This window comes from Salmonella sp. SJTUF15570, from assembly GCF_043357055.1.
Taxonomy (GTDB): Bacteria; Pseudomonadota; Gammaproteobacteria; order Enterobacterales; family Enterobacteriaceae; genus Salmonella; species Salmonella enterica.
The window spans coordinates 65,230-91,021 of sequence record NZ_JBEUKJ010000006.1 but is presented as its reverse complement, the minus strand read 5'-3'; the positions used below and the strand labels follow the sequence as shown (position 1 = coordinate 91,021).

At 54.2% G+C, this 25,792-nt stretch carries 18 protein-coding genes; 4 read left to right on the top strand and 14 right to left on the bottom strand.

Annotated elements, in window-relative coordinates; translation table 11 throughout:
* Window positions 1–34: 34 nt before the first annotated feature.
* The 12 genes from recD to rppH all read right to left on the bottom strand — a co-directional run bounded on the left by recD (window position 35) and on the right by rppH (window position 18,457).
* Window positions 35–1,870: an exodeoxyribonuclease V subunit alpha gene (gene recD, locus ABVN44_RS13650; protein ID WP_001660909.1), complete on the bottom strand. Its 1,836-nt coding sequence runs from the start codon at window positions 1,868–1,870 to the stop codon at window positions 35–37.
* Entirely contained in the window at window positions 1,867–5,412 is a 3,546-nt protein-coding gene (recB, locus tag ABVN44_RS13645; protein ID WP_023232686.1) for an exodeoxyribonuclease V subunit beta, read from the bottom strand. The genes recD and recB overlap by 4 nt, the downstream gene beginning before the upstream one ends.
* Window positions 5,405–8,293, bottom strand: coding sequence for a pitrilysin (ptrA, locus tag ABVN44_RS13640; protein ID WP_023232685.1), 2,889 nt, complete (start codon window positions 8,291–8,293; stop codon window positions 5,405–5,407). The genes recB and ptrA overlap by 8 nt, the downstream gene beginning before the upstream one ends.
* A gap of 177 nt (window positions 8,294–8,470) precedes the next feature.
* Window positions 8,471–11,842, bottom strand: coding sequence for an exodeoxyribonuclease V subunit gamma (gene recC, locus ABVN44_RS13635; RefSeq protein ID WP_000946832.1), 3,372 nt, complete (start codon window positions 11,840–11,842; stop codon window positions 8,471–8,473).
* Window positions 11,843–11,857: 15 nt separating this feature from the next.
* On the bottom strand, window positions 11,858–12,178 hold the full coding sequence (locus ABVN44_RS13630) for a prepilin-type N-terminal cleavage/methylation domain-containing protein (RefSeq protein WP_000019286.1): 321 nt from the start codon (window positions 12,176–12,178) through the stop codon (window positions 11,858–11,860).
* Entirely contained in the window at window positions 12,163–12,570 is a 408-nt protein-coding gene (locus ABVN44_RS13625; RefSeq protein WP_023232684.1) for a DUF2509 family protein, read from the bottom strand. Before ABVN44_RS13625 ends, ABVN44_RS13630 begins: the two co-directional genes overlap by 16 nt.
* The gene (locus tag ABVN44_RS13620; RefSeq protein ID WP_000029150.1) at window positions 12,567–13,130 is read right to left on the bottom strand and encodes a prepilin peptidase-dependent protein; all 564 of its coding nucleotides are present in this window, start codon (window positions 13,128–13,130) and stop codon (window positions 12,567–12,569) included. The genes ABVN44_RS13625 and ABVN44_RS13620 overlap by 4 nt, the downstream gene beginning before the upstream one ends.
* Window positions 13,121–13,591 (bottom strand): prepilin peptidase-dependent protein, encoded by a 471-nt coding sequence (locus ABVN44_RS13615; RefSeq protein ID WP_000744668.1) that lies wholly within the window; start codon window positions 13,589–13,591, stop codon window positions 13,121–13,123. Before ABVN44_RS13615 ends, ABVN44_RS13620 begins: the two co-directional genes overlap by 10 nt.
* A 184-nt stretch (window positions 13,592–13,775) precedes the next feature.
* Window positions 13,776–14,570 (bottom strand): thymidylate synthase, encoded by a 795-nt coding sequence (thyA, locus tag ABVN44_RS13610; RefSeq protein ID WP_000816247.1) that lies wholly within the window; start codon window positions 14,568–14,570, stop codon window positions 13,776–13,778.
* Window positions 14,571–14,576: 6 nt separating this feature from the next.
* Window positions 14,577–15,452, bottom strand: a complete 876-nt coding sequence (gene lgt / locus ABVN44_RS13605; protein ID WP_000204645.1) for a prolipoprotein diacylglyceryl transferase — start codon at window positions 15,450–15,452, stop codon at window positions 14,577–14,579.
* Between the two features lie 215 nt (window positions 15,453–15,667).
* A complete protein-coding gene (gene ptsP, locus ABVN44_RS13600) occupies window positions 15,668–17,914 on the bottom strand; it encodes a phosphoenolpyruvate--protein phosphotransferase (RefSeq protein WP_000957888.1) in 2,247 nt (748 codons plus the stop codon).
* A gap of 12 nt (window positions 17,915–17,926) precedes the next feature.
* On the bottom strand, window positions 17,927–18,457 hold the full coding sequence (gene rppH, locus ABVN44_RS13595) for an RNA pyrophosphohydrolase (RefSeq protein ID WP_000564481.1): 531 nt from the start codon (window positions 18,455–18,457) through the stop codon (window positions 17,927–17,929).
* A gap of 682 nt (window positions 18,458–19,139) precedes the next feature.
* On the opposite strand from rppH, the gene mutH reads away from it, so the two are divergent.
* The 4 genes from mutH to ABVN44_RS13575 all read left to right on the top strand — a co-directional run bounded on the left by mutH (window position 19,140) and on the right by ABVN44_RS13575 (window position 22,349).
* The gene (gene mutH, locus ABVN44_RS13590) at window positions 19,140–19,835 is read left to right on the top strand and encodes a DNA mismatch repair endonuclease MutH (protein WP_001274930.1); all 696 of its coding nucleotides are present in this window, start codon (window positions 19,140–19,142) and stop codon (window positions 19,833–19,835) included.
* Between the two features lie 181 nt (window positions 19,836–20,016).
* Window positions 20,017–20,730 carry a TerC family protein gene (locus ABVN44_RS13585; RefSeq protein ID WP_000895635.1) on the top strand — a complete coding sequence of 238 codons (714 nt, stop codon included), beginning with the start codon at window positions 20,017–20,019 and terminating at the stop codon, window positions 20,728–20,730.
* Between the two features lie 169 nt (window positions 20,731–20,899).
* Window positions 20,900–21,118 (top strand): YgdI/YgdR family lipoprotein, encoded by a 219-nt coding sequence (locus ABVN44_RS13580; protein ID WP_000758662.1) that lies wholly within the window; start codon window positions 20,900–20,902, stop codon window positions 21,116–21,118.
* A gap of 190 nt (window positions 21,119–21,308) precedes the next feature.
* Entirely contained in the window at window positions 21,309–22,349 is a 1,041-nt protein-coding gene (locus ABVN44_RS13575) for an NADP(H)-dependent aldo-keto reductase (RefSeq protein ID WP_000558960.1), read from the top strand.
* Between the two features lie 86 nt (window positions 22,350–22,435).
* On the opposite strand, the gene lplT is transcribed toward ABVN44_RS13575, so the two are convergent.
* Window positions 22,436–23,638, bottom strand: a complete 1,203-nt coding sequence (gene lplT / locus ABVN44_RS13570) for a lysophospholipid transporter LplT (protein ID WP_000004686.1) — start codon at window positions 23,636–23,638, stop codon at window positions 22,436–22,438.
* Window positions 23,631–25,790 carry a bifunctional acyl-ACP--phospholipid O-acyltransferase/long-chain-fatty-acid--ACP ligase gene (gene aas / locus ABVN44_RS13565; protein ID WP_000896096.1) on the bottom strand — a complete coding sequence of 720 codons (2,160 nt, stop codon included), beginning with the start codon at window positions 25,788–25,790 and terminating at the stop codon, window positions 23,631–23,633. Before aas ends, lplT begins: the two co-directional genes overlap by 8 nt.
* Between the last annotated feature and the right edge of the window lie 2 nt (window positions 25,791–25,792).

Below are 25,792 nucleotides of genomic sequence, written 5' to 3'. Positions count from 1 at the left end.
GACGCTACGCGTCGCCATCCGGCGAGAACTCGTCTTATCCGGTACGACTGACTTCATCAAATAAGGTGGCTAACCCGCTGCGCCGTTCCGTACGCGTCACAATCGCGCCTGCCAGGATCCGTTCATCGGCATACAGCGATAACCGCCGCCGCGCCCGCGTAACAGCGGTATACACCAGCTCCCGCGTCACGACCGGCGAACGCTGGCTGGGTAAAATCAGCGCGGCGTGATCAAATTCAGACCCCTGTGATTTATGTACCGTCATCGCCCAGGTTGTATCATGTTCCGGCAGACGGCTGGGCTGAACGGACTTGATCGTGCCGTCCGGCATCACAAACCAGACGCGTAACCCCTGCCCGCGATCGAGCGCAATACCAATATCGCCGTTAAATAGCCCCAACGCGCTATCGTTGCGCGCAATCATTACCGGACGCCCTTCATACCAGCGAGAGTGCGGGTGCCGCTGAATTTTTCGTTGCTGCACCATCGCCTGCTCAATGCGGTCATTCAGTCCCCTCACGCCAAATGGGCCTTCGCGCAGCGCACAAAGCAGTTGATACTCATTGAAAGCCTGAAGGATTGCCTCCGGCGCCGCTTTTTCATGCAGCAACCGCAGGTAGCGCCCATAGCCCGCCAGCGCTTCATCCAGCATCCCGGCATAATCGTCGCTGCTTTGCAATGTACGCTTCTCTATATCGCTAAACCCCTGCTGAAAAACAGCCTGGATTGCCGACCTGTCGCCGCAGTTAATCGCCGCCGCCAGCTTGCCGATGCCAGAATCGCTGCCGAAACGGTAGCTCTTTTGCAACAAACAGAGGCTATCGCGTAAAGATGCGGCTTGCGTTCCGGCCCCCGCCGGAATGGCGCTCCCTGTTAGTCGACTTAGCTGTCGGGCGCGTTCCGCCGTAAACCCTGCGTTGACATAGGCGCAAATATCGCCCAACACAGCGCCCGCCTCAACGGATGCCAACTGATCGCGATCGCCAAGAAAAATGACCCGCCCGTGCGGCGGCAGAGCGTCAATCAAACGTGACATCATCGGCAAATCAATCATTGATGCTTCATCGACCACCAGCACGTCCAGATGCAGCGGGTTGCCCGCATGATGGCGTAATCGCTGGCTGCCGGGCTGTGCGCCCAGCAGTCGGTGCAGCGTACTGGCGTCCTCCGGTATACGCTTTTTCTGCGCATCGGTAAGAGGAAGCTGACGCAACGCCGCGCCGAGCGACTCCGTCAGGCGTGCGGCCGCTTTCCCGGTCGGCGCCGCCAGCCGGATACGGCAACGTTCGCCATCCGCCATTTGAATTAATGCCGCCAGCAGCTTCGCGACGGTGGTGGTTTTACCGGTGCCGGGACCGCCTGAAATCACGGAGATACGGCGAGTTAGCGCTACGGCGGCGGCCACCTTTTGCCAGTTCACCTCGTCTGTCGGAGGGAATAGCGCGTCCAGAATACGGGATAACTGATCTTCATCTACGGCGATGGCCTGGTTAACCTCGTTAAAAAAGCGCGCAACCGTACGCTCGTTGCACCACATGCGATTCAGGTAGAGGCGATCGCCGCACAGAATTAACGGCGCGGGGCTATCGCCGCAGCTAACCGCCGCAGACGCCAGTAACCGCTTTTTCCAGTCAATTGGCGTAGCCGTTTCGCTTATCCAGGCGACCAGTAAGGGATGCGCCTCCTCCGTTAACGTTAAACGCGACAACGGCAGACACACGTGACCTTCACCTGCGTCATGACTAAGCAGCGCTGCCGCCAGCGTCACGGCGGGATCGTCGTTACCGGCGACGGTTAAAGCAAACTGGGCATCAATGGGCCGTAAGAGTTTTTGTTCAACGGCCTCCAGCAACCGCTCCTGGATTGTCATTGCGCCTCCTCACTCATTTCACCTGCAAACATATCATCCAGTTGGTTAATTAACGCCGCCGCAGGACGAGTGGTAAAAATACCCTGCTGCGGACGTTCGCTATCCACCCCGCGTAAAAAGAGATAGATGACGCCGCCGAAATGGCGTTCATAGTCGTAATTCGCCATTCGATGACGAAGGTAACGGTGCAATGCCAGCGTATAAAGCTGGTACTGCAAATCATAGCGATGCGCCTGCATCGCCGCAGCCATCGCCGTCTGGGTATAAGCGGCGCTATCCTCGCCCAGCCAGTTAGATTTATAGTCGAGCAGGTAATAGCGCCCTTCATAACGGAACACCAGGTCGATAAAGCCCTTTAACATGCCGCGAACCTGCATGAAATCCAGCGCAGGACAACCTGCTGAAAGCGGGTCGTATCGACGAATCAACGCATCCAGCTCTCCGGCGGTAAGCGGCTGGGCAATCGGCAGATAAAACTCCATTTCGACCTGTTTTTCACGCTCGGTCAGCACGCTCAGACTAACGCCCGTCTCGTTAAGGGGAACGTGCAACACGGTGTCCAGCCAGCGGGTAAGTACGGGCTCCCATCGCGTTTCAAAACCACTCAGCTCCAGTTTTTCCTGTACCCATTGGGGGTCTATTGGTTGAGTAAAATCAAGCTCTTCAAACAGGCTGTGCAAAAATGTTCCCGGCGATGCCCCGCGAGGAAAGTGATGCGGCGTCATTGCCGGCGCTTCCGCCGCTTCGCCAACGCCTGCGGCGTCAATGTCGAGACGAGGAATAAGATCTTGCGCCACGCTATGTCCCCGCTGCTGCAAACCGGAATAACTGGTGACGCGCCAGCTATCATAAAGCAGACGTTGCAGCATTCTGGCGCTGAGTTCCGCGTGCGATGCAGCGGCAATTTGCCAGCGGTCGTTATCCGTATTGCCTGGCGTTCGACACACGATATCCTCGTCGCATAGCGCCTCAATACAGGCGCGAAGGCCTGCGGCATCCATCGGTTCGCCTTTTTGCAGGAGTCGCCCAAGCGCGCTTTGGTGCACATCCGTCTCGCCTTTCTTATCGCTACGACGCCGCACCAGCGGCGCGACGCCGAGGCTGCAATGCCACACTGCACGGGTCAGCGCGACATAAAGTAGGCGCAGGTCTTCCGCCAGGCGTTCGGCTTCCGCCAGTGCTATGCTCTCTTCGGCGTGACTAAGGTCCAGCACCGCCTCGTAGGAGTGCCTGTCGTGATAAAAAGCCTGGTCCTGCACGCGGAAATGGGTGATAAAAGGTAACCAGACCAGCGGGTATTCCAGACCTTTCGATTTATGAATGGTGACGATTTGCACCAGATGCTTATCGCTTTCCAGACGTAGTTGCTGGCTGGAAGCATTGCTATCGGGTTCAAGGATATGCTGCGCCAGCCAACGCACCAGCGCATGTTCGCTTTCCAGCTGCGAACCGGCTTCCTGTAACAGCTCGCTAATATGCAAAATATCCGTCAGCCGACGTTCGCCTCCCGCCGTTGCCAGCAGGTTTTCAGCAATATTGCGCGCCGACATTAGCGCGCGCAGCATAGGCATCACGCCGCGTTTATGCCAAATCTGTCGGTAGCCATCAAACTCTTCAACAACCGCATCCCACGCATTTTCATCATTGTTAAGCGTTTCGATATCCAGCGCGGTAAGGCCCATCATTGATGTCGCCAGAGCGCTACGCAACGTATTTTCACGTTCGGGCGCCATCACCGCCTGCAACACCCACAGCATCTCCTGCGCTTCAAGCGTTTCGAATACGCTGTCGCGGTTAGAAAGATAGACGGAGGGGATCGCCAGTAAGGTCAGCGCATCCCGTATCAGCGCGGCTTCCCGCCTGCTGCGCACCAGCACGCTGATATCCGAGGCGCGAACGGGCCGCGACGAATCGCCGTTCGTCAGCAGCGCGTCGCCCGTTTGCCCGGCACGCAGCCAGTCGCGAATTTGCGTGGCGCACACCTGCGCCATATAACTTTGATAATCGCCCGAACCGCAGCTTTCCCCCTCCATTAGCCACAGGGTCATCGCCGGTTGAGGCGCGTCATTCACTTTAAATTGCAGCGACTGGTTTCTGGGTGCAAACTTTACCGGACTGAAGGGAATATCGCGGAACATAAAGGTGTCATTCATCTGACTGAACAGCTTGTTAACGCTATTCACCATCCCCGGCGCGGAGCGCCAGTTAGTGTCAAGCGTATAGTGCGCGCTCACTTCGCTGCGAGCCTTCATGTAGGTAAAGATATCCGCGCCACGAAACGCATAAATCGCCTGTTTAGGATCGCCAATCAGCAATAGCGCCGTATCGGGTTGATGTCGCCAGATACGGCGAAAAATACGGTACTGTTGTGGGTCGGTATCCTGAAATTCATCGATCATCGCCACCGGAAAACGGGTACGAATCGCCGCAGCCAGCGCCTCGCCGCTTTCACTACGCAGCGCGGTATCTAAACGGCTGAGCATATCGTCAAACCCCAGCTCGCCGCGCCGGCGTTTTTCCTGAGCCACCGTTTCACGGATCTCTGAGAGCGCTCGGGTAAGAACCAGATCTTTAATCGATAGCGGTTCGCCCAACAGGTTATCGATGGCGACAAACAATGGGTGCCGGGGCGTCACGCCGCCAGCTTTGGTGCGCTCAGCTAAAAAACGCTGTGAAAATTTTCCCAACGCCTCGGGTAATTGATAGTTTTTCGTCTCTTCTTGCGCCCACGCGGTGATCTTTTCGATCCATTTCGCCTGATTGCCGCGGTTGAACTTTCTGCGATCGATGCCGGATGATTCGATCAGCGCGTCCAGCTCGCTAACCGCCTCACACCACTGCTGCTTCACCTGGTTGATGCGCGCCAGGATCTGTTCATGACGCGATGCCAGCGTCTCCTCCTGCGATGGCGGCGCTTTAATGACCGGCGCTTCACCCTGCAGATAACGATCGATATCCTTTAAGAGCGCCTTCGGTCCCTTCCACACGTCAAACACCACCTGCGCGATGTCGCGCGGCAGCGGATAGCAATGACGCCGCCAGAAATCGGCGCAGGCCTGATAACGCAACAAAGATTCGTCTTCAATAAGCTGTTGCTCAAACAACATACCGGATTCGAAAGCGTTCAGGCTGAGCATACGCTGGCAAAAACCGTGGATGGTAAAGACCGCGGCCTCGTCCATTTGTCGTTCCGCCAGTAATAACCACTGCGCGGCCTGCTTTTTGTCGCTAATTTCTTCCAGCAAGCGGGCATACAGCGGATTATCCGTGCTTTCCCGCAGACAGGCGATGCGCAACTCATGGATATTACTGCGGATTCGCCCACGCAGCTCTTCAGTGGCGGCCTCCGTAAAGGTTACCACCAACAGTTCTTCAACGGTCAACGGACGGGGAAATGCGGCACTGCCGCCTAAACCGAGCAATAACCGCAGATACAGCGCCGCGATAGTAAACGTTTTGCCTGTGCCCGCTGATGCTTCAATCAAACGCTCGCCTGTCAGGGGCAAGCGCAGAGGATCAAGAGTCTCGGCGACATCATTCATTCTTTTCGCTCATTAGAGGTAACGTTTGCTGCAATGCGCTGACGTTATCCCACACTTTCCAGCCTGTCGGATGCACGTATTCTGCTTTTCCATTCTGGCTACCGGCAATCTGTGACAATATTGCCATACCTTGTGGTTCCACCACCGCCTGGTGGAAGAAGTCGGCAAGCTTTTGTGGCGTCAGCAATTTTATCTGAGCGATGATTTTATCACGCGAGTCAAAGCGCATATTACCCCGATCGAAATCCTTGCTTAAACGGGATGCTTCTTCGCCCAACGTTTGCGGCGCCTGGCGCATTTGCGTAATGATCGCCTGCTGAATTTGGGCGAACTCTTCTGGCTTCATCGCCCTCAGCTTCGCCTCGGCGTCAGGGAAAAATGCCTGATAGCGTTGCCACAGGTAAGAGGGCTGTTTATCGTTGCTCTGTAGCAGGAATCCCATTCCCCACTGACGGCCAACGCTCATCGGAAAGGCGAAAACGGCGTATCCCAGTTGCTCTTCGGTTCGTAGCTGATTGTAAAACCACGGTTGAACAATCTGACCTAACATCGCGCTGTAGGCGGCGCTGACGTACTCGTCGTAGCCGACCGGAACAAAGACCGCGGCTAACGCGGAGTCGGTGCTACTGCCCGCTTTTTCAAATATTACGGACTGCTTTTTCTCAACCACCACGTCTTTGTTACGACACCACGTCGATCCGTTCGCCGCGAGCTGTTTTTGAACATCTTGCGCCAGAGAGGTCGCCTGGGCTTCGCTCATATTCCCTATAACCAGAAATTCCGGACGAGCGCCCGTTTTTAACGCATTACGATAGGCCATCACCTCTTTCAACGTAATGGACGGCAGCAAAGCGCGACGTTCATCACGGGAAAAATAAGGCACCTGCGAAATCATCTGCACCGGCATAATCGCCTGTTCGTAGGCTTTTCCCTTCTCCGCAGAATCCATCATCTGCGTATACCAGGATTTCGCCTGCGCCAGCTGTTCTTCCGTGGCGTCGTAGCTAAAATATCCTTCCAGCAACGCCAGGAAAAGCTGCGGCAAACGCTGGGTATAACCGTTCGCAGTGACCATCAGACCATTGTTGGCGTTAGTAGAAAAGCTAATGCCGCCTACTGCCGCCTGGTTGCTGAGCTGATCGAGCGCCATTCCCGCCAGATAATCATTAAGGGCGAACAGTACCTGATTGCGGGCGCTGTCCATCGCCTGCGGGTTACGCAATACCACGCTCACGTCAGCTTTTGGCTCGCTGGCGAAATAACGACTCGGCGCATAAACCACGCGCAAATCCGCTTTATCGACAATCAGTTCTGGCCGCACGTAGTTTTTGTCATTCTTAACAAGCGTGAAATCATCAGGAATATAGGGGCTTAACTCCGGCAGCGACAACGCAATGCCCTGTGCTTTTTGCTGCCAGTTTTTAAACGTCTGTTCGCTAATCTTATCGACCTGATAAGGCGCATCCACAAAATACGCAATCTTATTATGGGGTTCCTGGGGACTGATGTACCAGATGCGCGCATTCTGCGGCGTCATCATCGCCAGGCGATTTTTGATAGCGGCAGGATCGTAACGATCGGCGATATTCGCCGCATCCAGCGTATGCGCTACCGGGACGCGGATCATAGTGTCCGCCAGCCATTCGACATAGTCCATATCGCGGGTAATCGACGGATAGCGGAAGTCGAGATCCAGCACATGCGCCAGCTCGTCAAAGTAACGTTTATCTATCCCTTTTTCACGTAACTTATTGAGATAGCTAAAGATAGCTGCGACGACTTCATCACGATTGGCCAAACCTTTATCAGTCAGCGTTGCCGAAATGGCAAATACGCCGCTGTTACCATTAACAATCGGATCGGAATCCGCGCTAATACCTTCGACCAGTCCTTGTTTTTGCAGCCAGTCAGAGAGCGTCCCCGGGCTACGATTGCCAATCAGATAAGAGACCAGTTCATCGGTCTTGCTACGGAACTGCGCGCTATTGTTATCAATACGAAACTCCACGCGCAGCACTTTACGGGGTAGCGCCGGCACGTAATGAATAATGATGCCCTTCTGCGCCTCGGTGATGACAGGTACGGTAATTTCCGGTTTTTTAATCTGTTTATTCGGCACGCGACCATAGGTTGCGGCGGCAATACTCGCCAGTTCCGGCAAGGGTTTATTACTGTAAATCACCGCCTTCATCAGATTAGATGAATAGTATTTTTCATGAAAAGCGATCAACGCCTGTTGCACCGGATTTCCCGGCTTATCGCTTAACGTTTCCAGATTGCCGCCAGAAAAGTGAGAGCCTGGATGCGCCGGGTTAATGGTTTCGGCGCTTACCTGCGCCATACGCATACCGTCGCGGGTGCGCGCCATCGTCAGCTCGGCATTCACCGCGTTTCGTTCGCGTTCGGCGTATTTTTTATCGAGCAATGGCGCGGCAATGGCGTCGGCCAGGCGATCTACGGCGCCTGGTAGCGCGTCGTTTTCAACCTCCAGGTAGAAGGCTGTTCGATAAGGCGCGGTGCTGGCGTTGTGGCTACCGCCATGTCTTTTAAGGTATTCGGCAAGGCTATCCGCCTGCGGATATTTTTTTGACCCCATCAGGCACATATGCTCAAGATAATGAGCAAGCCCCTGATGAGCCTCAGGATCTTCAAGCGATCCAACGGGCACCACTAACGCTGAAAGAGACTTTACAGCCTGCGGATCGGATACCAGCAACACCACCATGTCATTATCAAGACGTATCGCCTGATACTGCCGGGTATCTTTATCGCTTTTACGGATAGTTTCTTGCAGCGGTTGCCAACCGATATCCGCCTGAACTGCAGGCCCCCAGAGGGCGACCAATAACAATAACGCTTTGAACCAGGTGCTGCGGGGCATTCACGGACCTCATCATTAACTTTCATTCCCACTCATCTGTATGGTCACATAAACCATCGACCTGAGCAGAACGGGATATTATTGTGCTGAACCAGGCAGCATCTTTTTATCAGTAATCAGTCCGTGACGAAGAGCGCATCATAGTCGAAGCCTTTTAATTGTGCGATTTTCATACAATCAACGAGACTGATTAAAACGAAACAGCGGTAACAGGTAATGTCGGGACTGCGCAATGATAGCCTGCAACGTTTCAGATTCCAGCTGACGCCAAAGACGTTGATACCAGATATCTTCGCCTTCGCCGCTCACCATCATGTTGCCTTCATAAGCCTGTAAAAACTTTGTCCTGGCCTTCTGTAAGGTGTCATCGTCGTCTAACATGACATCATTTTCAGCGTCATAACAGGCTTTTATCCATGCGCCGCCGCTTTCCGGCAGTACCAATAGCGGAGAAGACATGCCTTCCCGGTAGCCTTCAATCAGTTGCGCCAGGTAAGCCATTGCCTGCGTTTTATCAAGAGGCGGAAATCGCCATTCTCCCTCTTTGCGCAAAAACAGGCGACTTTCGCCACTCCCGCCGCTGGCACAATAGACAAGGTGTTCCAGCCAAAGTTGCACACCTTGCGCAACGCTGATTAAAGCGGGACGCCAGCGCAATAATCCATCCTCCTGTACCTGCGGCAGCCAGCCGGTTAGCTGAACGCCATTGCAAAGCAGATCCACTTCCAGACTTTGGCTCGGCTTACGGCAGGCGATGACCCGGCTTGCCAGTTGCTGCATCTCCTGACATTGCGCATCCCAGAATATTTCGCCAAACGCGCCGTAAGGCAACTCTCCCGCAGCCCGGAAACGGCGGAACAAGCGTTCGGCGTCGTCCTCTTCAACCAACGTATTGAGCAACTGTTGGTTAAGTTGATATCGCGTCAATCCCTCTAATTCAAACGGTTCCGCATCAGGAATCTCACTCTCTTCCGAGCGGAAATTAACCTGAAGCCGCATCTGAAAAAATGCGCGTACCGGATGGGCCCAAAAACGCTGCAGACTTTCCAGAGTCAATGTTTCCGGCATCGTAAAAGGAAGCGGCTGCACAAAGTCAGAATGCGCTTTTCCCGACTGACTCGCCGCGGGCAACCACTCTCTGGCATAACTTTGCTGTTCGCCGGGTTGGTAATTTTGCGCATCAAAAGGCATACGGGTATGCAGACGCGTAATATGCGCTTTGACTCGTGCTTCGCTCTCATCACAGGTCAGCGTTTCGTCGCCCGGCAAATAGTGGCTTTGCCCGATGTAATCCACCAACTCTTGCACCAGTACAGAGGGAAAGCGTTCGCTATTATCCTGGATGGAGCGACCGATGTAGCTGATATACAGCGTCTGCTGCGCCGAGATTAACGCTTCCAGAAACAGGTAGCGGTCATCGTCGCGACGGCTTCGATCCCCGCGCATGGGTTTTTGGCTCATCAGGTCAAAGCCCAACGGCGCAAGCTGGCGCGGGTATACGCCGTCGTTCATTCCCAGCAGGCAAACGACTCTGAACGGAATGGAACGCATCGGCATCAGCGTACAAATATTGATGGGGCCCGCCAGGAAGCGCTGGCTAATACGTTCCTGATCCAGACGCTGCGCCAGTTCATCCCGCAGTAGCGAAATCGGTACCGCGTCGCCATATTCCGCCGCGACGCCTTCGGCGATAATGGCCTGCCACTGCTGTTCAATCAATGTCATTGCCGCTTCCGTGTCCGCATCGGGCAGGAAGAAATCATTGAGCATGTCGCGACAAACGGGCAGCCACTCTTCCAGCGGTCGCTCCTGCGCCAGACCGCGCCGCCAGATATTAAGCTGCATCAACAGCGAAGCCAGATGCCCGACCAGCTCGGCAATCAGACCGCTGGATTCGTCATAAGGCAGAACCGACTGCCACTCGCCCTGGGCGCTTTCCATCGCATACCCCAGCAGCATACGCGTCAGGCCAAATTGCCATGTATGCTGCCCTGTGGCAGGAAGTTCCAGCTCGCGTACGTTGTCATCGTCAATTCCCCAGCGAATGCCTGACTCATTGACCCACAAGCGCAAATAACGCAGCCCTTCTTCGTTGATCGTAAAGCGGGCTGCCAATACCGGTACGTCTAACAACGCCAGAACATCCTCGGAGACGAAGCGGCTGTCCGGTAACGAAAGTAGACTGATAAATGCCTGTAACACCGGATGTGACTGACGCGCCCGCCGATCGGAAATGGCATAAGGCAGATAGCGCTCCGTTGGCGCGCTACCAAATACCGCCTGGATAAACGGGCTATAGCTGTCAATATCAGCCACCATAACGATAATGTCGCGCGGCGTTAGCGTCGGATCGGCTTCCAGCATCGCCAGCAGGCGATCGTGCAGTATTTCCACCTCGCGCTGCGGGCTGTGACAAACGTGAAAAGAGAGGCTGTTATCCTCGGGATCGAGCAGACGCTTATTGTCGCTGCGCGAATACTCCTCAAGATTTACGCCCGCCACCGCATGGCTTTCCAGTTCAAGGATATCCGCCTGAATCCGATGCAAAAGATTATCTGGCGTAATATCAACAAACGCATCCAGCTCCTGGCTGTTTTCCAGTTCAGATAGCAGGTAGATATAATCCCGTCCCAGTTTTCCCCATGAGGCCAGTAGCGGATTACCGATATCCTGTTCGCCGTCGCTGTTAAACAAGGCTTCCGGATTCTGGTTTTCACGGAACAACGGTAAATGACGGTCTTCAAAACTGTGACGACGCTGGCGAGCCATGAGTTTTGCCAGCCAGGCTGGGTCTTTAATGTCCCCCCAGTAATACCGGCACGGATTAGTAAAAAGGAGATGGATTTCGATATGTTTACCCAACGCCTGCAATGCTCTGAGATACACTGGCGGTAACGCGGAAATACCGCAAATAAAAACGCGGGACGGCAACCCTGGCGGGCAGGCGGTCGCGCTTTCCAGCGTTTGAATAAAGCGTTGGTAGAGATTGGCGCGATGCCAGCGCGGCTGCCCCAGCGCGGCGGTATATTCCACCAATGCTTTCCACAGCGGCGCCTGCCAGTTTTGCGCCTCCCCCAGACCTTCCACGGTTTTTCCCGCTTCCCACTGCGTAAGCCAGTCAGGCCGATAAACCAGATACTGATCGAACAGGTCGGCGGCGCGCGCGGAAAGCTGAAAGAGTTTGCGTTTATCGGTGTCGTCGGTCAGATAATGGCGCAGCAGTACAAACTCATCCTTATCCAGCAACTGCGGCAGCAAGGTCATCAGTTTCCAGCTCATGCTTTGTTTGCTGAAAGCGCTTTCTTTGGGAATATCCGGCAACACGCGGACAAACATCTCCCAGATAAAACTCGCCGGTAATGGAAAAGCGATATTCGCCGCAATACCAAACTTTTGTGAAAGGGTCATCTGCAGCCACTGCGCCATACCCGTGCTTTGTACCAGAATCATTTCTGGTTCAAAGGGATCATCCAGCCGCTCGCGTTCGACGATGAACTCCATCAACGCTTCCAGCACATCCAGACGATTGGAGTGGTAGACCCTTAACATAATTACTCCTGACGATTAACGATTTGGACAATGCAAGCGCGTCATCTGCCCCTGCCTGCCAGAGGGTGAAACCATCGTGACGCTGATGCTGACACATCCCGATTGCGTTGTCTGCATCCGGTTGGCCTTCCAGTCGTCAGCAGGCGAAAATGGATACAGCGCCGTTTGCTGCCACGCCTGCCGCCAGATCTGGAGATACTGGTGTCGTAATGCAAAACTGTGCATTAATACCCGCTGATAGCCTGACAGCGCGGTGACGATCATTACCATTAGAACCATCGCCACTAAAACTTCCGGGAGGCTAAACCCGCGTTGTAAATTCAGGGGATGCGACATAACGCCACCTCTTTTAACGGACAAAAATCGCTCCAGCCGTGGGGAGAAAAGACAATGCTTCCCTGAATGACGTTGCCCAAACACCATAACGTCATGCTGTCATCTTGCGCCGCCATCACCACCTCATCCCCCGGTAACCTCCGCAAACAGACTCTCGCTCCTGAAGAGGAATAGCGCCGACATTCCATTTCGGTTACGCCTGACCATAGCTGCCCCCGCCCCCATTCCAGCGCCGACTGTATGAGCGCCTGGCGTTGTATCGCCATGCTCTGCGTCGTCACGCGGGCGGCATAGCTGGCCTGCTGCTGATTTACGCCTTGCAGTAGCAGACTACCCAGAATCAGTATTAAAAGCGCCAGTATTAGCGAAGAAGCGCCACGTTCCCGATTCACAGATTAAATCCCGTTACGCTGTATTGCGCGTCAATAACCGTCTGAGGCTCGGCTTTGCTGGCGCCACGCAGATGCAGCATGAGCACTGGCGAGAATCCCGTTATATCCCGGCGCTCAACGGTAAACGCCGTGATGAGTACCGTATTGGGATCGGTCATTTTTTCCCATCCCTTACCCTGGCAAGATGTTGCTCCGCGTAATGTCTCCAGAACGTTATCCTTCATACGGAACCCGGTCTGGTCGGCCTCTTTCGCCGGTATGGTATCCCAGACACCGTTATTATTCCCGTCCCACTGAACGATGACGCATTGCCCCTGTTCGGCAAGATGTAACCCTTCGCCAATACAGTGGCCATGGCAGTAACCCGCACGTTGAAGATGCTTCGCTACGGTATAGGTTCGCTGCCAGATTTCATCTTCCAGCGATAACTGTCGCGTGTTGTGCCAGATCTCACGCTGTAGCGCCGGTAAAAATCGTGCGGACCCAAGCAGTAAAATGGAACCTATCGCCATCGCCAGCACAACCTCCAGTAGCGAGAACCCTCGCGTGGTTATTGACACGTGGCGGCCTCATTACGCTCACATAGCCTGATTCGCCCCCAGGAGGAGACGACCAGACGCCACTCTCCGGCAGCGTTTTTCAGTACGATATGCCCTGCCCATGCCGTATTGCGCAGGCCAAAGAAGGCTAACGACGGCGTGATATCGGCAAGGACGACATCACGCCAGTCGGGCGTAAACACAAAGGGGGAAGATGGCGTACACGATGTTTGCGTAGCAACAGAGCTGACAAAGCACCATGAACCGCCTTCGCTGACCACGCGAAGAATGTGATCGCGGTTATGCCAGTGAGCGTCCTCACGAAGTTGCAGCAGGTAATCCCGCACCTGACATGCGGTTTGCCACAGGCGCTGTTGCTGCTGCCAGCGTTGCCAGCCATAAAGTCCTGTGGCGCTGAGAATGATAATGAGCGACATCGCGACCACCGTTTCAATGAGCGTATAGCCCTGTTGTTTTTTCATGTCGGCAGTATGGCGGGCGGAAGAAAAATAACGAGCGCCAAATACAGATTGTTCGGCGCGTTACGGAAAAAAGTTCATGTCTTGCAGCGCGTTGCAAAATTTCAGGAATCCGCGCCGAAGATTGAGACTAAGGGTAAAAAAAACCGACGCGCGATGACGTCGGTTATGGCAGGATCGTCAGCGCTTAGATAGCGACCGGCGCTTTAATACCGGGGTGCGGATCATAGCCTTCAATTTCGAAATCATCGAACCGGTAGTCAAAAAGCGAATCGGGTTTACGCTTAATGACCAATTTCGGCAGCGCGCGCGGTTCACGGCTTAATTGCAGGTGCGTCTGCTCCATATGGTTGCTGTACAGGTGCGTGTCGCCGCCGGTCCAGACAAAATCGCCGACGTCCAGGTCGCACTGTTGCGCCATCATATGCACCAGTAACGCGTAGCTGGCAATGTTGAACGGCAGACCGAGGAACACATCGCAGGAGCGCTGATAAAGCTGACAGGAGAGTTTTCCATCTGCGACATAAAACTGGAAAAAGGCGTGACACGGCGCCAACGCCATCTTATCCAGCTCGCCGACGTTCCACGCAGAAACGATAATACGACGAGAGTCCGGGTCGTTTTTAAGCTGGCTTAAGACCGTGGCGATCTGATCGATATGGCGGCCATCCGGTGTTGGCCATGCACGCCACTGCTTACCATAAACCGGGCCTAAATCGCCGTTCTCATCGGCCCATTCGTCCCAGATGGTGACATTATTTTCGTGCAGGTAAGCGATGTTGGTATCGCCCTGCAAAAACCATAGCAGTTCGTGAATAATTGAACGTAAATGGCAGCGTTTTGTCGTCACCAGAGGAAAGCCTTCCTGCAGGTTAAAACGCATCTGATGGCCAAAAATGGAAAGCGTGCCGGTGCCGGTACGGTCGTTTTTCTGTGTGCCTTCATCCAGCACTTTTTGCATCAGTTCTAAATACTGTTTCATGGTTCCTCAGGAAACGTGTTGCTGCGGGCGGCGGCGATATGCCCAAACCATCATGATCGCGCCAGCGATAATCATCGGGATAGAGAGAATCTGCCCCATGCTGATGTACTGTACCCACGCGCCGGTAAATTGCGCGTCCGGCTGGCGGAAGAATTCAACAATGATACGAAACGCGCCATAGCCAATCAGGAATAATCCGGAGACTGCGCCCATCGGACGCGGTTTGCGAATAAAGAGATTAAGGATGATAAACAGCACCACGCCTTCTAATGCCAGTTCATACAACTGGGAAGGGTGGCGCGGCAATACGCCGTAGGTATCAAAAATAGGCTGCCATTGCGGATGTGACGGCAGCAGCGCAATATCTTCCGCGCGTGAGCCAGGAAAGAGCATGGCAAACCGGAAGTCAGGATCGACGCGCCCCCACAATTCACCGTTGATAAAGTTGCCCAGACGCCCGGCGCCCAGGCCGAACGGAATTAACGGCGCAATAAAATCAGACACCTGAAAGAACGAGCGCTTCGTGCGCCTGGCGAAAATAATCATCACCAGTATCACACCGATAAGCCCGCCGTGGAAGGACATGCCGCCGTCCCAGACGCGGAATAAATAGAGCGGGTTATCCAGAAACAGAGGGAAGTTATAAAACAGGACATAGCCAATACGCCCCCCCAGGAAGACCCCCAGGAAACCTGCATAGAGTAAATTTTCAACTTCGTTTTTGGTCCAACCGCTTCCCGGACGGTTAGCACGACGCACCGCCAACCACATCGCGAAAACGAACCCCACCAGATACATCAAGCCATACCAGTGAAGCGCGACGGGCCCAATTGAGAAAATGACCGGATCAAAGTCCGGAAAATGCAGATAGCTACTGGTCATCTGTCACCACAATTTCTTGTTATTTCGCTGAAGAGATAGCGATTGATAAGCGCGCCTGCGCGTTGCAGACGCTCCAAAGGTGCGAATAATAGCACAAGGGTTAAAAGCGAGATGCCGATTACCGTTAAAAGATATGTATACGCATTGTCTTTCATCTTGCAGGCGTGTTGTCTGCGCCGTGAATCCACAGTCACTCTCTTTTCCCGCTCCAGTCGTTACAACCCTCCTCGAATCAATCCCCCCATCCCGCGGCGCTCCATAAACGCCGCCACCTGATGACGCACTTCGGTCGCCATCTGCGCCTCAAGGCTGCGTCTGGCAAGGGTTTGCGCGTCTTCAAAATCGATATGCCGCAGCAGATATTTCACACGCGCTACCGAACGGCCATTCATCGAAAGATGGCGATATCCCAGACCGATAAGAATCGCCACGCACATCGGATCGCCCGCCATCTCGCCGCACAAGCGAAGATCGAGGCCATTTTTTTCGGCTTCCTGCGCAATCATGGACAGCGCGCGCAGCATAGCCGGATGCAGACTGTCGTAAATACTGGCCACGCGGGTATTGTTGCGATCTACCGCCAGGATATATTGCGTTAAATCGTTGGTGCCGACCGAGATAAAGTCGATCCGGTTAGCCAGATGCGGCAGCATAAATACCATTGACGGCACTTCCAGCATAATGCCGATACGCGGTTTCGGGATCGCATAGCCGATCATCTCCTCGACCTCGCGCCCGGCGCGTTCGATCAAACGCCGCGCTTCATCGACTTCATCAATACTGGTGACCATCGGCAGCAAAATGCTGAGGTTGCCAGTCGCCGCATTGGCGCGCAGCATCGCGCGGACCTGGATCAAAAAGATCTCCGGCTGATCCAGCGTAATGCGGATCCCGCGCCAGCCCAGACACGGGTTCTCCTCGCTGATCGGCATATAGGGCAGTTGCTTATCCGCTCCCACATCCAGGGTCCGCAGCGTCACCGGTTTATCGTTAAACATTTGCAGCATCCCTTGATACTGCGCCACCTGCTCTTCTTCCGAGGGAAACCCGCTTTGCAGCATAAAGGGAATTTCAGTACGGTACAGGCCGATACCGTCGATCCGACTGCCTAACTTTTCCTCATGCTCGGGACTGAGCCCGGCATTCAGCATCACTTTGACACGCTCGCCGCTTTTCAGTTGGGCGGGAAGATTGACGTCGTCCTCCGCCAGACGACTGAGTTCTATCTCTTCACTAATGAGCCGCTGATATTCCTGAATAAGCACGGGTTCAGGATCGACCAGTAATTCACCGCGATAGCCATCCACCACCAACGTACGGCGATGTAGCACCGAAGGTTGGATATCCGCGCCCATGACGGTCGGGATACCGAGCGCGCGCACCATAATCGCCGCATGCGAGTTTGCCGCGCCGTCGCGCACCACAACGCCCGCCAGCCTGTCCTGCGGCAGCTCCGCCAGGGTGGTCGCCGACAGCTCATCCGCGACCAGAATAAAACGTTCCGGCCAGGCGTTTGGCCCCTGAACTGAATCATCAAGGTGGAATAACAGCCGCTGCCCCAGAGTGCGTAAGTCTCCCGCACGTTCTTTGAGGTAGTTATCGGTTAGCGCCGCAAATTGCTCGGCAAATTTTTCGATGATTTTTTTAACGGCCCACTCCGCAACAGCGCCTTTGTCGACCTCGGCGAAGAGTTCGCGACGCAGTCTGGCATCTGAAAGCAGGTGTGAGTACAGATCAAAAATGGCCGCCGTCTCTTTTTGCGCGCCGGCGGCAAAGCGTTTGCTGTATCGTCGGAATTCGTTCGCCGCCTCTTCCAGCGCGCCGGTCAGTCGTTCGCGTTCAAGAGAGGTATCCAGCGTAGACGCTTCGTAAACCTGTTCCATCAGCGGCATGGTCGCGTCTTGCCAGCCCGTTGCGATAGCCACACCCGGCGCCGCAGGAAGCGCGCGGATTCGCGTCTGCCGGTATTGCCCGAACAGCGCTGTGACCTGCGACTGTGACAGGATAGCCGCCATCTGCGTAGCGAGCGTGACGAGGAAAGACTCTTCGCTTTCATCGTACTGGCGCAATTCGCGCTGCTGTACGACCAGCACGCCGAGAAGTTGGCGACGCTGAATGATCGGCACGCCGAGAAACGCGCGAAAACGCTCCTCTTTTACCGAAGGAATGTATTTAAAGCTGGGATGTTTTTGCGCATCGGCAAGGTTAATGGGTTCCGCCAGTCTGCCCACCAGACCGACGATCCCCTCATCAAACGCAAGCGCAACGGTTCGACCACGCGGTTTTTTCAACCCCCGCGTCGCCATCAGGTAATAACAGCGTCGGTCATGATCGGCCAGGTAAACCGAGCAAACCTCTGTATCCATCGCAAGACAGATATCCGTGACCAGAATATTCAGCGCCTCGTTCAGACGCGGCGCACTGGCCACTTTTTCGACTATTTCGCGCAGGCGAGTGAGCATAATTTGCGTGGCTTAACCTCTTTTACGTCGATAAGCAGGCGCGCTTTGTAGCTTAGGGGGATTATCCTGAAGCGCCATGACAACACTTGCAAACTCTTTCATTACCCTGCGGTAGACATCGCGTTTAAATGACACCACTTGTCGAACCGGATACCAGTAACTTACCCAGCGCCAGCCGTCAAACTCCGGCGTACTGCTGGTTTGCATATTGATTTCGGCGTCGGCGCTCATTAACTGCAAAAGAAACCACTTTTGTTTCTGGCCGATACATACCGGCTTTGTGTCCCAACGCACCAAACGTTTTGGTAACTTGTAACGCAACCAGTTGCGAGTAGAAGCAAGGATCCGCACATCTTTACGGCTTAACCCAACTTCTTCAAACAGTTCCCGGTACATCGCCTGTTCTGCCGACTCCCCTGGATTTATCCCGCCCTGCGGGAACTGCCAGGAGTGCTGACCAAATCGCCGGGCCCACATCACCTGCCCCTGACGATTACAAATTACGATACCTACATTTGGGCGGTAGCCATCGTCATCAATCACCGGACTACCTCAACATAAACCTTATATATGAACGATTGTTTCATACTCCAGTGAGGCGGTAAACCACTCTGTAATAGTGACACAGCCTAATAACAATTGAATAACTCACAGTAAATAGCCGAGTTATAAACAGATGATGACGCCCTTGCGCCATTTTATTCACCTTTTCTGTGGATATAGTTGTGAAGAAGTATGGAATTACCACGGGAAAACCCAGAACAGTCTGAATTCCTCATGCGGAAAACAGTAAAAATAGTGCCTTATATTCATTGTGTTATAGACAAATCTTACATGCCACCTTCATAAAGCGTGACCAGCATCACATCTAAGATCCTTATGCTGATGAAAGATCAACCAGCGTCGGTTTTATCCACAGATTGTGCCAATAACTTACGCACTATTTGTCTGAATTTTCGATTTTCGTCGCACGTCAAGGCTGTAAATGGAAACAGTAGTGGCGGTTTTACACAGTTATCCCAACTTTCTGTGGATAACATAGTGTAAGATCCTGTTTATTGTCAGTGACCAGAATTGGAAAACCCGCTTCAGCGTTGCGCAACACGAAGAAACAACACAAAAAAGGCAATAAAAATCAGTCTATTGAATATAAGACACAGAAAAAGATAAACTCTGCCCATACGGTATAAAATCACTGCTCATTTTTTGACCTAAGGTAATTGTCATGTCCGCTCTTTGTCCGCTACTGACTCCGCCTGCTTCGGAAGCATTGCTGTTAGCCCAGGCGCGGCAGCTTTCCGGCTATACGTTAGGCGAGCTGGCGGCGATGGCCGGCATTACCACGCCTAAAGATTTGAAGCGAGACAAAGGCTGGATCGGCGTCTTGCTGGAGATCTGGCTCGGCGCCAGCGCCGGGAGCAAGCCGGAGCAGGATTTCGCCGCGTTAGGCGTAGAACTGAAAACCATCCCGGTGGATAGTCTGGGTCGTCCTCTGGAAACAACCTTTGTTTGCGTGGCGCCGTTAACCGGTAACAGCGGCGTGACCTGGGAGACAAGTCACGTACGGCATAAATTGAAGCGCGTGCTATGGGTGCCGGTCGAAGGCGATCGCAGCATACCGTTAGCCGAACGCCGCGTAGGTTCGCCGCTACTCTGGAGTCCGAGTGAAGAAGAGGACAGGCAGCTACGCCTCGACTGGGAAGAGCTGATGGACATGATAGTGCTGGGCCAGGTGGAACGCATTACCGCCCGTCATGGCGAAGTCTTGCAACTGCGACCCAAAGCCGCCAATGCCAGGGCGCTCACCGAGGCTATCGGCGCGCGCGGGGAACCTATTTTGACGCTACCGCGTGGATTTTATCTGAAAAAAAATTTTACGCAGGCGCTGCTGGCTCGCCATTTTTTATTGCAGAATCCGTAACGTCCATTACACGCAAATGCGCCTCCGCTATGGCTACGCATCGAGCCGGCGCCGGATAAACGTAAGCGTATTGTCGCCGCTATTTTACACCGTTCCTGGTTGCGCAAATTCAGCCTGGGCTTTCGCCCGTCACTCGACGGGCCTATAATTACCGCTTCTTTTTTTGGCAGGACTTTGTTCGATGTTATTTGCATGGATAACCGATCCTAATGCCTGGCTGGCGCTCGGTACGCTGACGCTGCTGGAGATTGTACTTGGGATCGACAACATTATTTTTCTTTCTCTGGTGGTAGCAAAACTTCCTACGGCGCAACGGAACCACGCACGGCGGCTTGGGTTGGCGGCGGCGATGGTTATGCGCCTGGCGCTGCTGGCGTCAATCGCCTGGGTCACTCGTCTGACTAATCCGCTGTTTGAGCTTTTCGGCGAAGCGATTTCCGCCCGCGATCTCATTCTTCTACTGGGTGGGTTATTTTTAATCTGGAAAGCCAGCAAGGAGATTCATGAGTCCATCGAAGGCGAAGAAGAAGGGTTAAAAACTCGGGTTTCTTCTTTCCTGGGCGCAATAGTGCAGATTATGCTGCTGGATATTATTTTCAGCCTTGATTCAGTTATCACAGCGGTTGGCCTCTCCGATCATCTGTTTATTATGATGGCGGCAGTCGTTATTGCCGTGGGCGTCATGATGTTTGCGGCACGGCCCATCGGCGAGTTTGTCGATCGTCATCCGTCGGTAAAAATGCTGGCGCTCTCCTTTCTGATCCTGGTTGGCTTTACCCTGATTCTGGAAAGTTTCGACGTTCACGTTCCGAAAGGGTATATCTATTTCGCCATGTTCTTCTCTATCGCAGTAGAGAGCCTGAACCTGTTGCGTAATAAAAAGAATCCGCTGTAATCCTGTCTCGCTCCCCCGCCGGGGAGCGAATACTCACTTTATTTCCTTTCTTCTCACAGATTAAGATTTTGCTGCTTCCGACATGCAGAGCTGCGCGTTATTACTAGACTATTATCAGACATATGATTAACAGACTATTATCAGATGCAGGCTACGTGAGGACAAACGGATGAAAAAGTGGGCAGTTGTAATTTCCGCAGTAGGGTTGGCTTTTGCGGTATCCGGATGCAGCAGCGATTATGTAATGGCGACGAAAGATGGTCGTATGATCCTGACCGATGGAAAACCGCAAGTTGACGATGATACCGGTCTGGTCAGCTATACCGATGCACAGGGAAACGAGATGCAAATCAACCGTGACGAAGTGTCTCAAATCATCGAACGTTAAGCGGTGGCCTGTGATCGAGGTCAGCGTTCTGCAAGCCTTCAGGCTGCGTCCCGTAACGGTGCGTGGCGACCACGCCCGGTAACAATTACGCCGCGCAGCCTGCAATTTTACTTTCCCTTTTGCCTTCCCTCTGCCATTTTTATTGTCCTTTGTCGGGAATTTCTGACTTCATAATAAAAAGGAAACGGCTATGCACTATCACCGTATACCCCACAGCTCGCTCGAAGTAAGTACGCTAGGGCTGGGCACAATGACATTTGGTGAACAAAACAGCGAAGCCGACGCTCACGCACAGCTCGACTATGCCATCGCAAATGGCATTAACCTTATCGATGCCGCCGAGATGTATCCGGTACCGCCGCGCCCGGAAACACAAGGGCTGACGGAGTCCTATATCGGTAACTGGCTCGCCAAACGCGGCAACCGTGAAAAACTGATCATCGCCAGCAAAGTTAGCGGACCGGCACGTAATAATGATCAAGGCATCCGGCCTCATCAGGCGCTGGATCGTAAAAATATTCGCGAAGCGCTACACGACAGTTTGACCCGGTTGCAGACCGACTATCTGGATTTGTATCAGGTGCACTGGCCGCAGCGCCCCACTAACTGCTTCGGTAAACTCGGCTATAACTGGACGGACTCCACGCCAGTAGTAAGTCTACTGGAGACGTTAGACGCGCTAAGTGAGTTTCAGCGAGCGGGTAAGATTCGTTATATTGGCGTTTCAAATGAGACAGCGTTTGGCGTTATGCGCTATCTGCATCTGGCGGAAAAACATGACCTGCCGCGTATTGTCACGATCCAGAACCCCTATAGCCTGTTAAACCGCAGCTACGAGGTCGGACTGGCGGAAGTCAGCCAGTATGAAGGTGTTGAATTGCTCGCCTACTCCTGTCTGGCGTTTGGCACATTAACCGGTAAATACCTGAACGGGGCCAAACCCGCAGGCGCGCGGAATACCTTGTTCAGCCGCTTCACACGTTACAGCGGCGAACAGGCGCAAAAAGCCGTTGCCGCCTACGTCGATATCGCGAAGCGTCACAATCTTGATCCGGCGCAGATGGCGCTGGCCTTTGTTCGCCGCCAGCCGTTTGTCGCCAGTACGTTACTGGGCGCAACCACGATGGCGCAGCTCAAGACGAATGTGGAAAGTCTGCATCTGACGTTAAGCGAAGAGGTTCTGGCGGAGATTGAGGCGGCGCATCAGGTTTATACCTACCCGGCGCCGTGATGGTCAGTGCCCGGTGGCGCTACGCTTCCGGGCTTACAGAGACAATATAAGCCGGATAACGCGCGCTCGCCACCCGGCATATTCACTCAGTATGATGCCTGCCGGCGCTGCCAGATCCACAGCGCCGCGATCGCCAGCGCGAACAGCACGCCAAAGCCGATACCTATCGCCACTGCCGGAACGCCAACCAGCACCGCCAGCGAGTACAGTCCCAGCATTAATAGCATGGCGCTATTCTCGCCCAGATTTTGTACGGCAATGGCATTCCCGGCGCCAACGCTCTTCTTACCGCGCTCCTGGAGCAAAGCGTTGAGCGGCACCACAAAAAAGCCGCCCAGCATACCTATCAACAGCAACAAGGCATAAGCAGGCAGCAATGCGTGCTGTAATGAGAAGATCGCAACCACAACGCCAATCAAAATCCCAGCGGGCATACAGCGCGATACGGTCTCCAGCGTCACCAGTTTTGCCGCCGCGCCCGCGCCGACCACAATGCCTACCGCCACCATAGCGTTCAGGTAAGTCGGCGTGGCGTTATCCGTAATCCCCAGCGCCACCGGCACCCACAGCACCAGCAGAAAACGCAGCGTCACGCCTGCGCCCCAGAATAGCCCGGTCCCCACCAGCGAAAAACGCGTTTCACCGTTACGCCAAAGGACAACGCAAGCGCTGAAGAAGCTACGCGTCATCGCCGACAACCGCCAGGATTGTCCTGGACGCGCCGCCACAAGCTTCGGGATAAACAGGTTCGCCGCCACTGCGCCAGCGTAGGCCAACGCGCAGGCAACCAGCGCGGCGATGACATGCCAGTCGGCCAATACGCCGCCCGCGACGGAACCGAGCAAAATCGCCGCAATCGTAGAGGCTTCCATCAGGCCATTGGCTTTCACCAGCTTATCGCCCGTCGTCAGTTCGCCCAGAATACCGTATTTCGCCGGAGAATAAGCCGCCGCGCCAATCCCGACCAACGTATAACCGACAAAAGGATTTACGCCGAGGCAGATACCTGCCGCTCCCGCCAGTTTAAGACCATTGGCGACCATCATCACCCGGCCTTTGGCAAAGCTGTCCGCTATCTGGCCGACAAACGGCGCAAAAAGAATGTAAGCGCCCACAAACACCATTTGCAAAACAGGCTGGCTCCAGTCCGGGTAAAACTGAGCTTTCAGCAGTGCCAGCGTCGCAAACAGCAGCGCATTATCGCCAAAAGCCGAGAGAAACTGCGCGACAATAACCGACAGCATCCCTTTCGACCAGATGGAGGTGTTAGTACGTACTGACTCACTCATGATGTTGTTCCGGCGCATCCACCCAACTTTTCAGCGTCACAAAATCGGGTTTCCCGCTGCCAAGCAAGGGAAGCTGCTTCAGATAACGGATATCACGCGGGACGGCCAGTTCCGGAATACCGTGTTCACGGGCATAGTGCTGTAACTTTTCTCGGGTGAGTTCGCTGTCAGTCGTAAACAGTACCAGCGCTTCACCTTTGCTGGCATCGCTTTTAATGGCGGTAGCGTGCATTTTGTCCGCCGAAACGCCAAGCGCCAGTTGCTCGACCATCTCCAGCGAGACCATTTCGCCAGCAATTTTCGCAAAGCGTTTCGCGCGCCCCTGAATCTGCACAAAACCATTTTCATCGAAGCGTACAATATCGCCCGTGTCGTACCACCCGCGCTCGGTTTCGCCTCTGGCGTTTTCCGCCGACGGCACCTCCAGCACGCCCGGTTTTTCCACGCGCAGATAGCCATTCATGATATTCGGCCCTTTCAGCTGTAGCCGACCGCCGTTTTCAATACCGGGCACCGCCAGCAGACGCGCGTCCATGCCAGGCAGAATGCGGCCAACAGTGCCAGGCTTAGCCGCCATCGGCACGTTAATCGAGACTACTGGCGCGCATTCCGTTACCCCGTAGCCCTCAAGAATGCGCAGACCGAATTTATCCTGCCACAGTTGTTTGGTGCTCTCCTGAAGTTTTTCCGCACCGGCCACCACATAGCGCAGGCGATAAAAATCATACGGATTGGCAAAGCGCGCATAGTTGCCGAGGAAGGTTGACGTACCAAACAGCACGGTACAGTTACGGTCATAGACCAGTTCCGGCACAATGCGATAGTGCAGCGGACTTGGATAAAGAAATACTTCCGCGCCGGTCAACAACGGCGTAAACAGGCCCACCGTCAAACCGAACGAGTGAAAGAGCGGCAGCGCCGACATAAAACGGTCATTGGCGGTGAAATCCGCAATCGTTTTTATCTGCTCGACGTTCGCCAGAATGCTTTTATGGCTGTGCACCACCCCTTTCGGGTGCCCTTCCGAGCCGGAAGTAAAAAGAATAATCGCCTCGTCTTCCGGCTGCTGTTTTACCTGCGCCAGTCGCGGCGCCAGGAGGTGGGCAAAAATCCACAGCTTGTCGGCGAGTGTGACGTCCGCTTTTAAATCTTCCAGGTAAACCCAGCGAACCTGCGTTAGCTGTTCCGGCAGGTGCCACAATTTACCTTTATCGAGGAACTGGCGGGAGGTAAAAATCGTTTTAATTTCCGCCGCGGTAATCGCGCTGGTCAGCCCTTTTACCCCCGCCGTGTAGTTCATCATGGCCGGAATGCGGCGACGAGAAACCGCGCCGAAAATCACCGCCGCGCTGATGGCGGCATTCGGCAGCATTAAACCGATTTTCTCGCCCTCAACGCTGTACTTTTCCAGAATCCGGCCAACAAAAAGCGTCTTGGTCAGTAACTTACGATACGTATCCGGCGTAAAGTTAATGTCCTCAATACAGTTTTTACCCGCGCCGTAACGATATTGCGCCGCCAGCAACGATTCGTATAACGTCTCGCGCGGGCGCACCGCCATACGCGCTTCCATCATGATCTGGTGCAGCATCTCACCCGCTATTTTACGCCTGTCGCGCGCGCGCGGCGCTTCCGGCATCGGTATTTGCGTCGGCGGTAAAATATGAAGCTGAATACGGGGGAACAAACGCCGTTTAACCAGACCTTTCAGGCGACTGAAAGGGGTAAGCTCCGCGCCGTCAATGCGGAGCGGAATGACGGTTGCGCCCGATTTTGCCGCCACAAAGCCTGCGCCGTCATAAATTTTCATCAGCGAGCCGGTCACGGAAATCCGCCCTTCCGGGAAAATCACCACTGGACGCCCCTGTTCCACCAGACGTACCAGGTGTTTAATGGACATGGGTTTAGTGGGATCGAGCGGTACAAAATCGATCAGCGGTGTTAACCAGCGCATATACCATTGCTGGCTGATGGAGGTATATACCGCAAAGACAGGCCGTACCGGCAAAAACAGCGCCAGTAGCATACCATCGATAAATGAAACGTGATTGGGGGTAATTAAGACCCGGTTCCCCTGTAGCGCCCGGACATCGCCAGTGACGCGCACACGATAAAGCACGCGAAACAGGTTACGGAAAAATCCAAACAGCATTT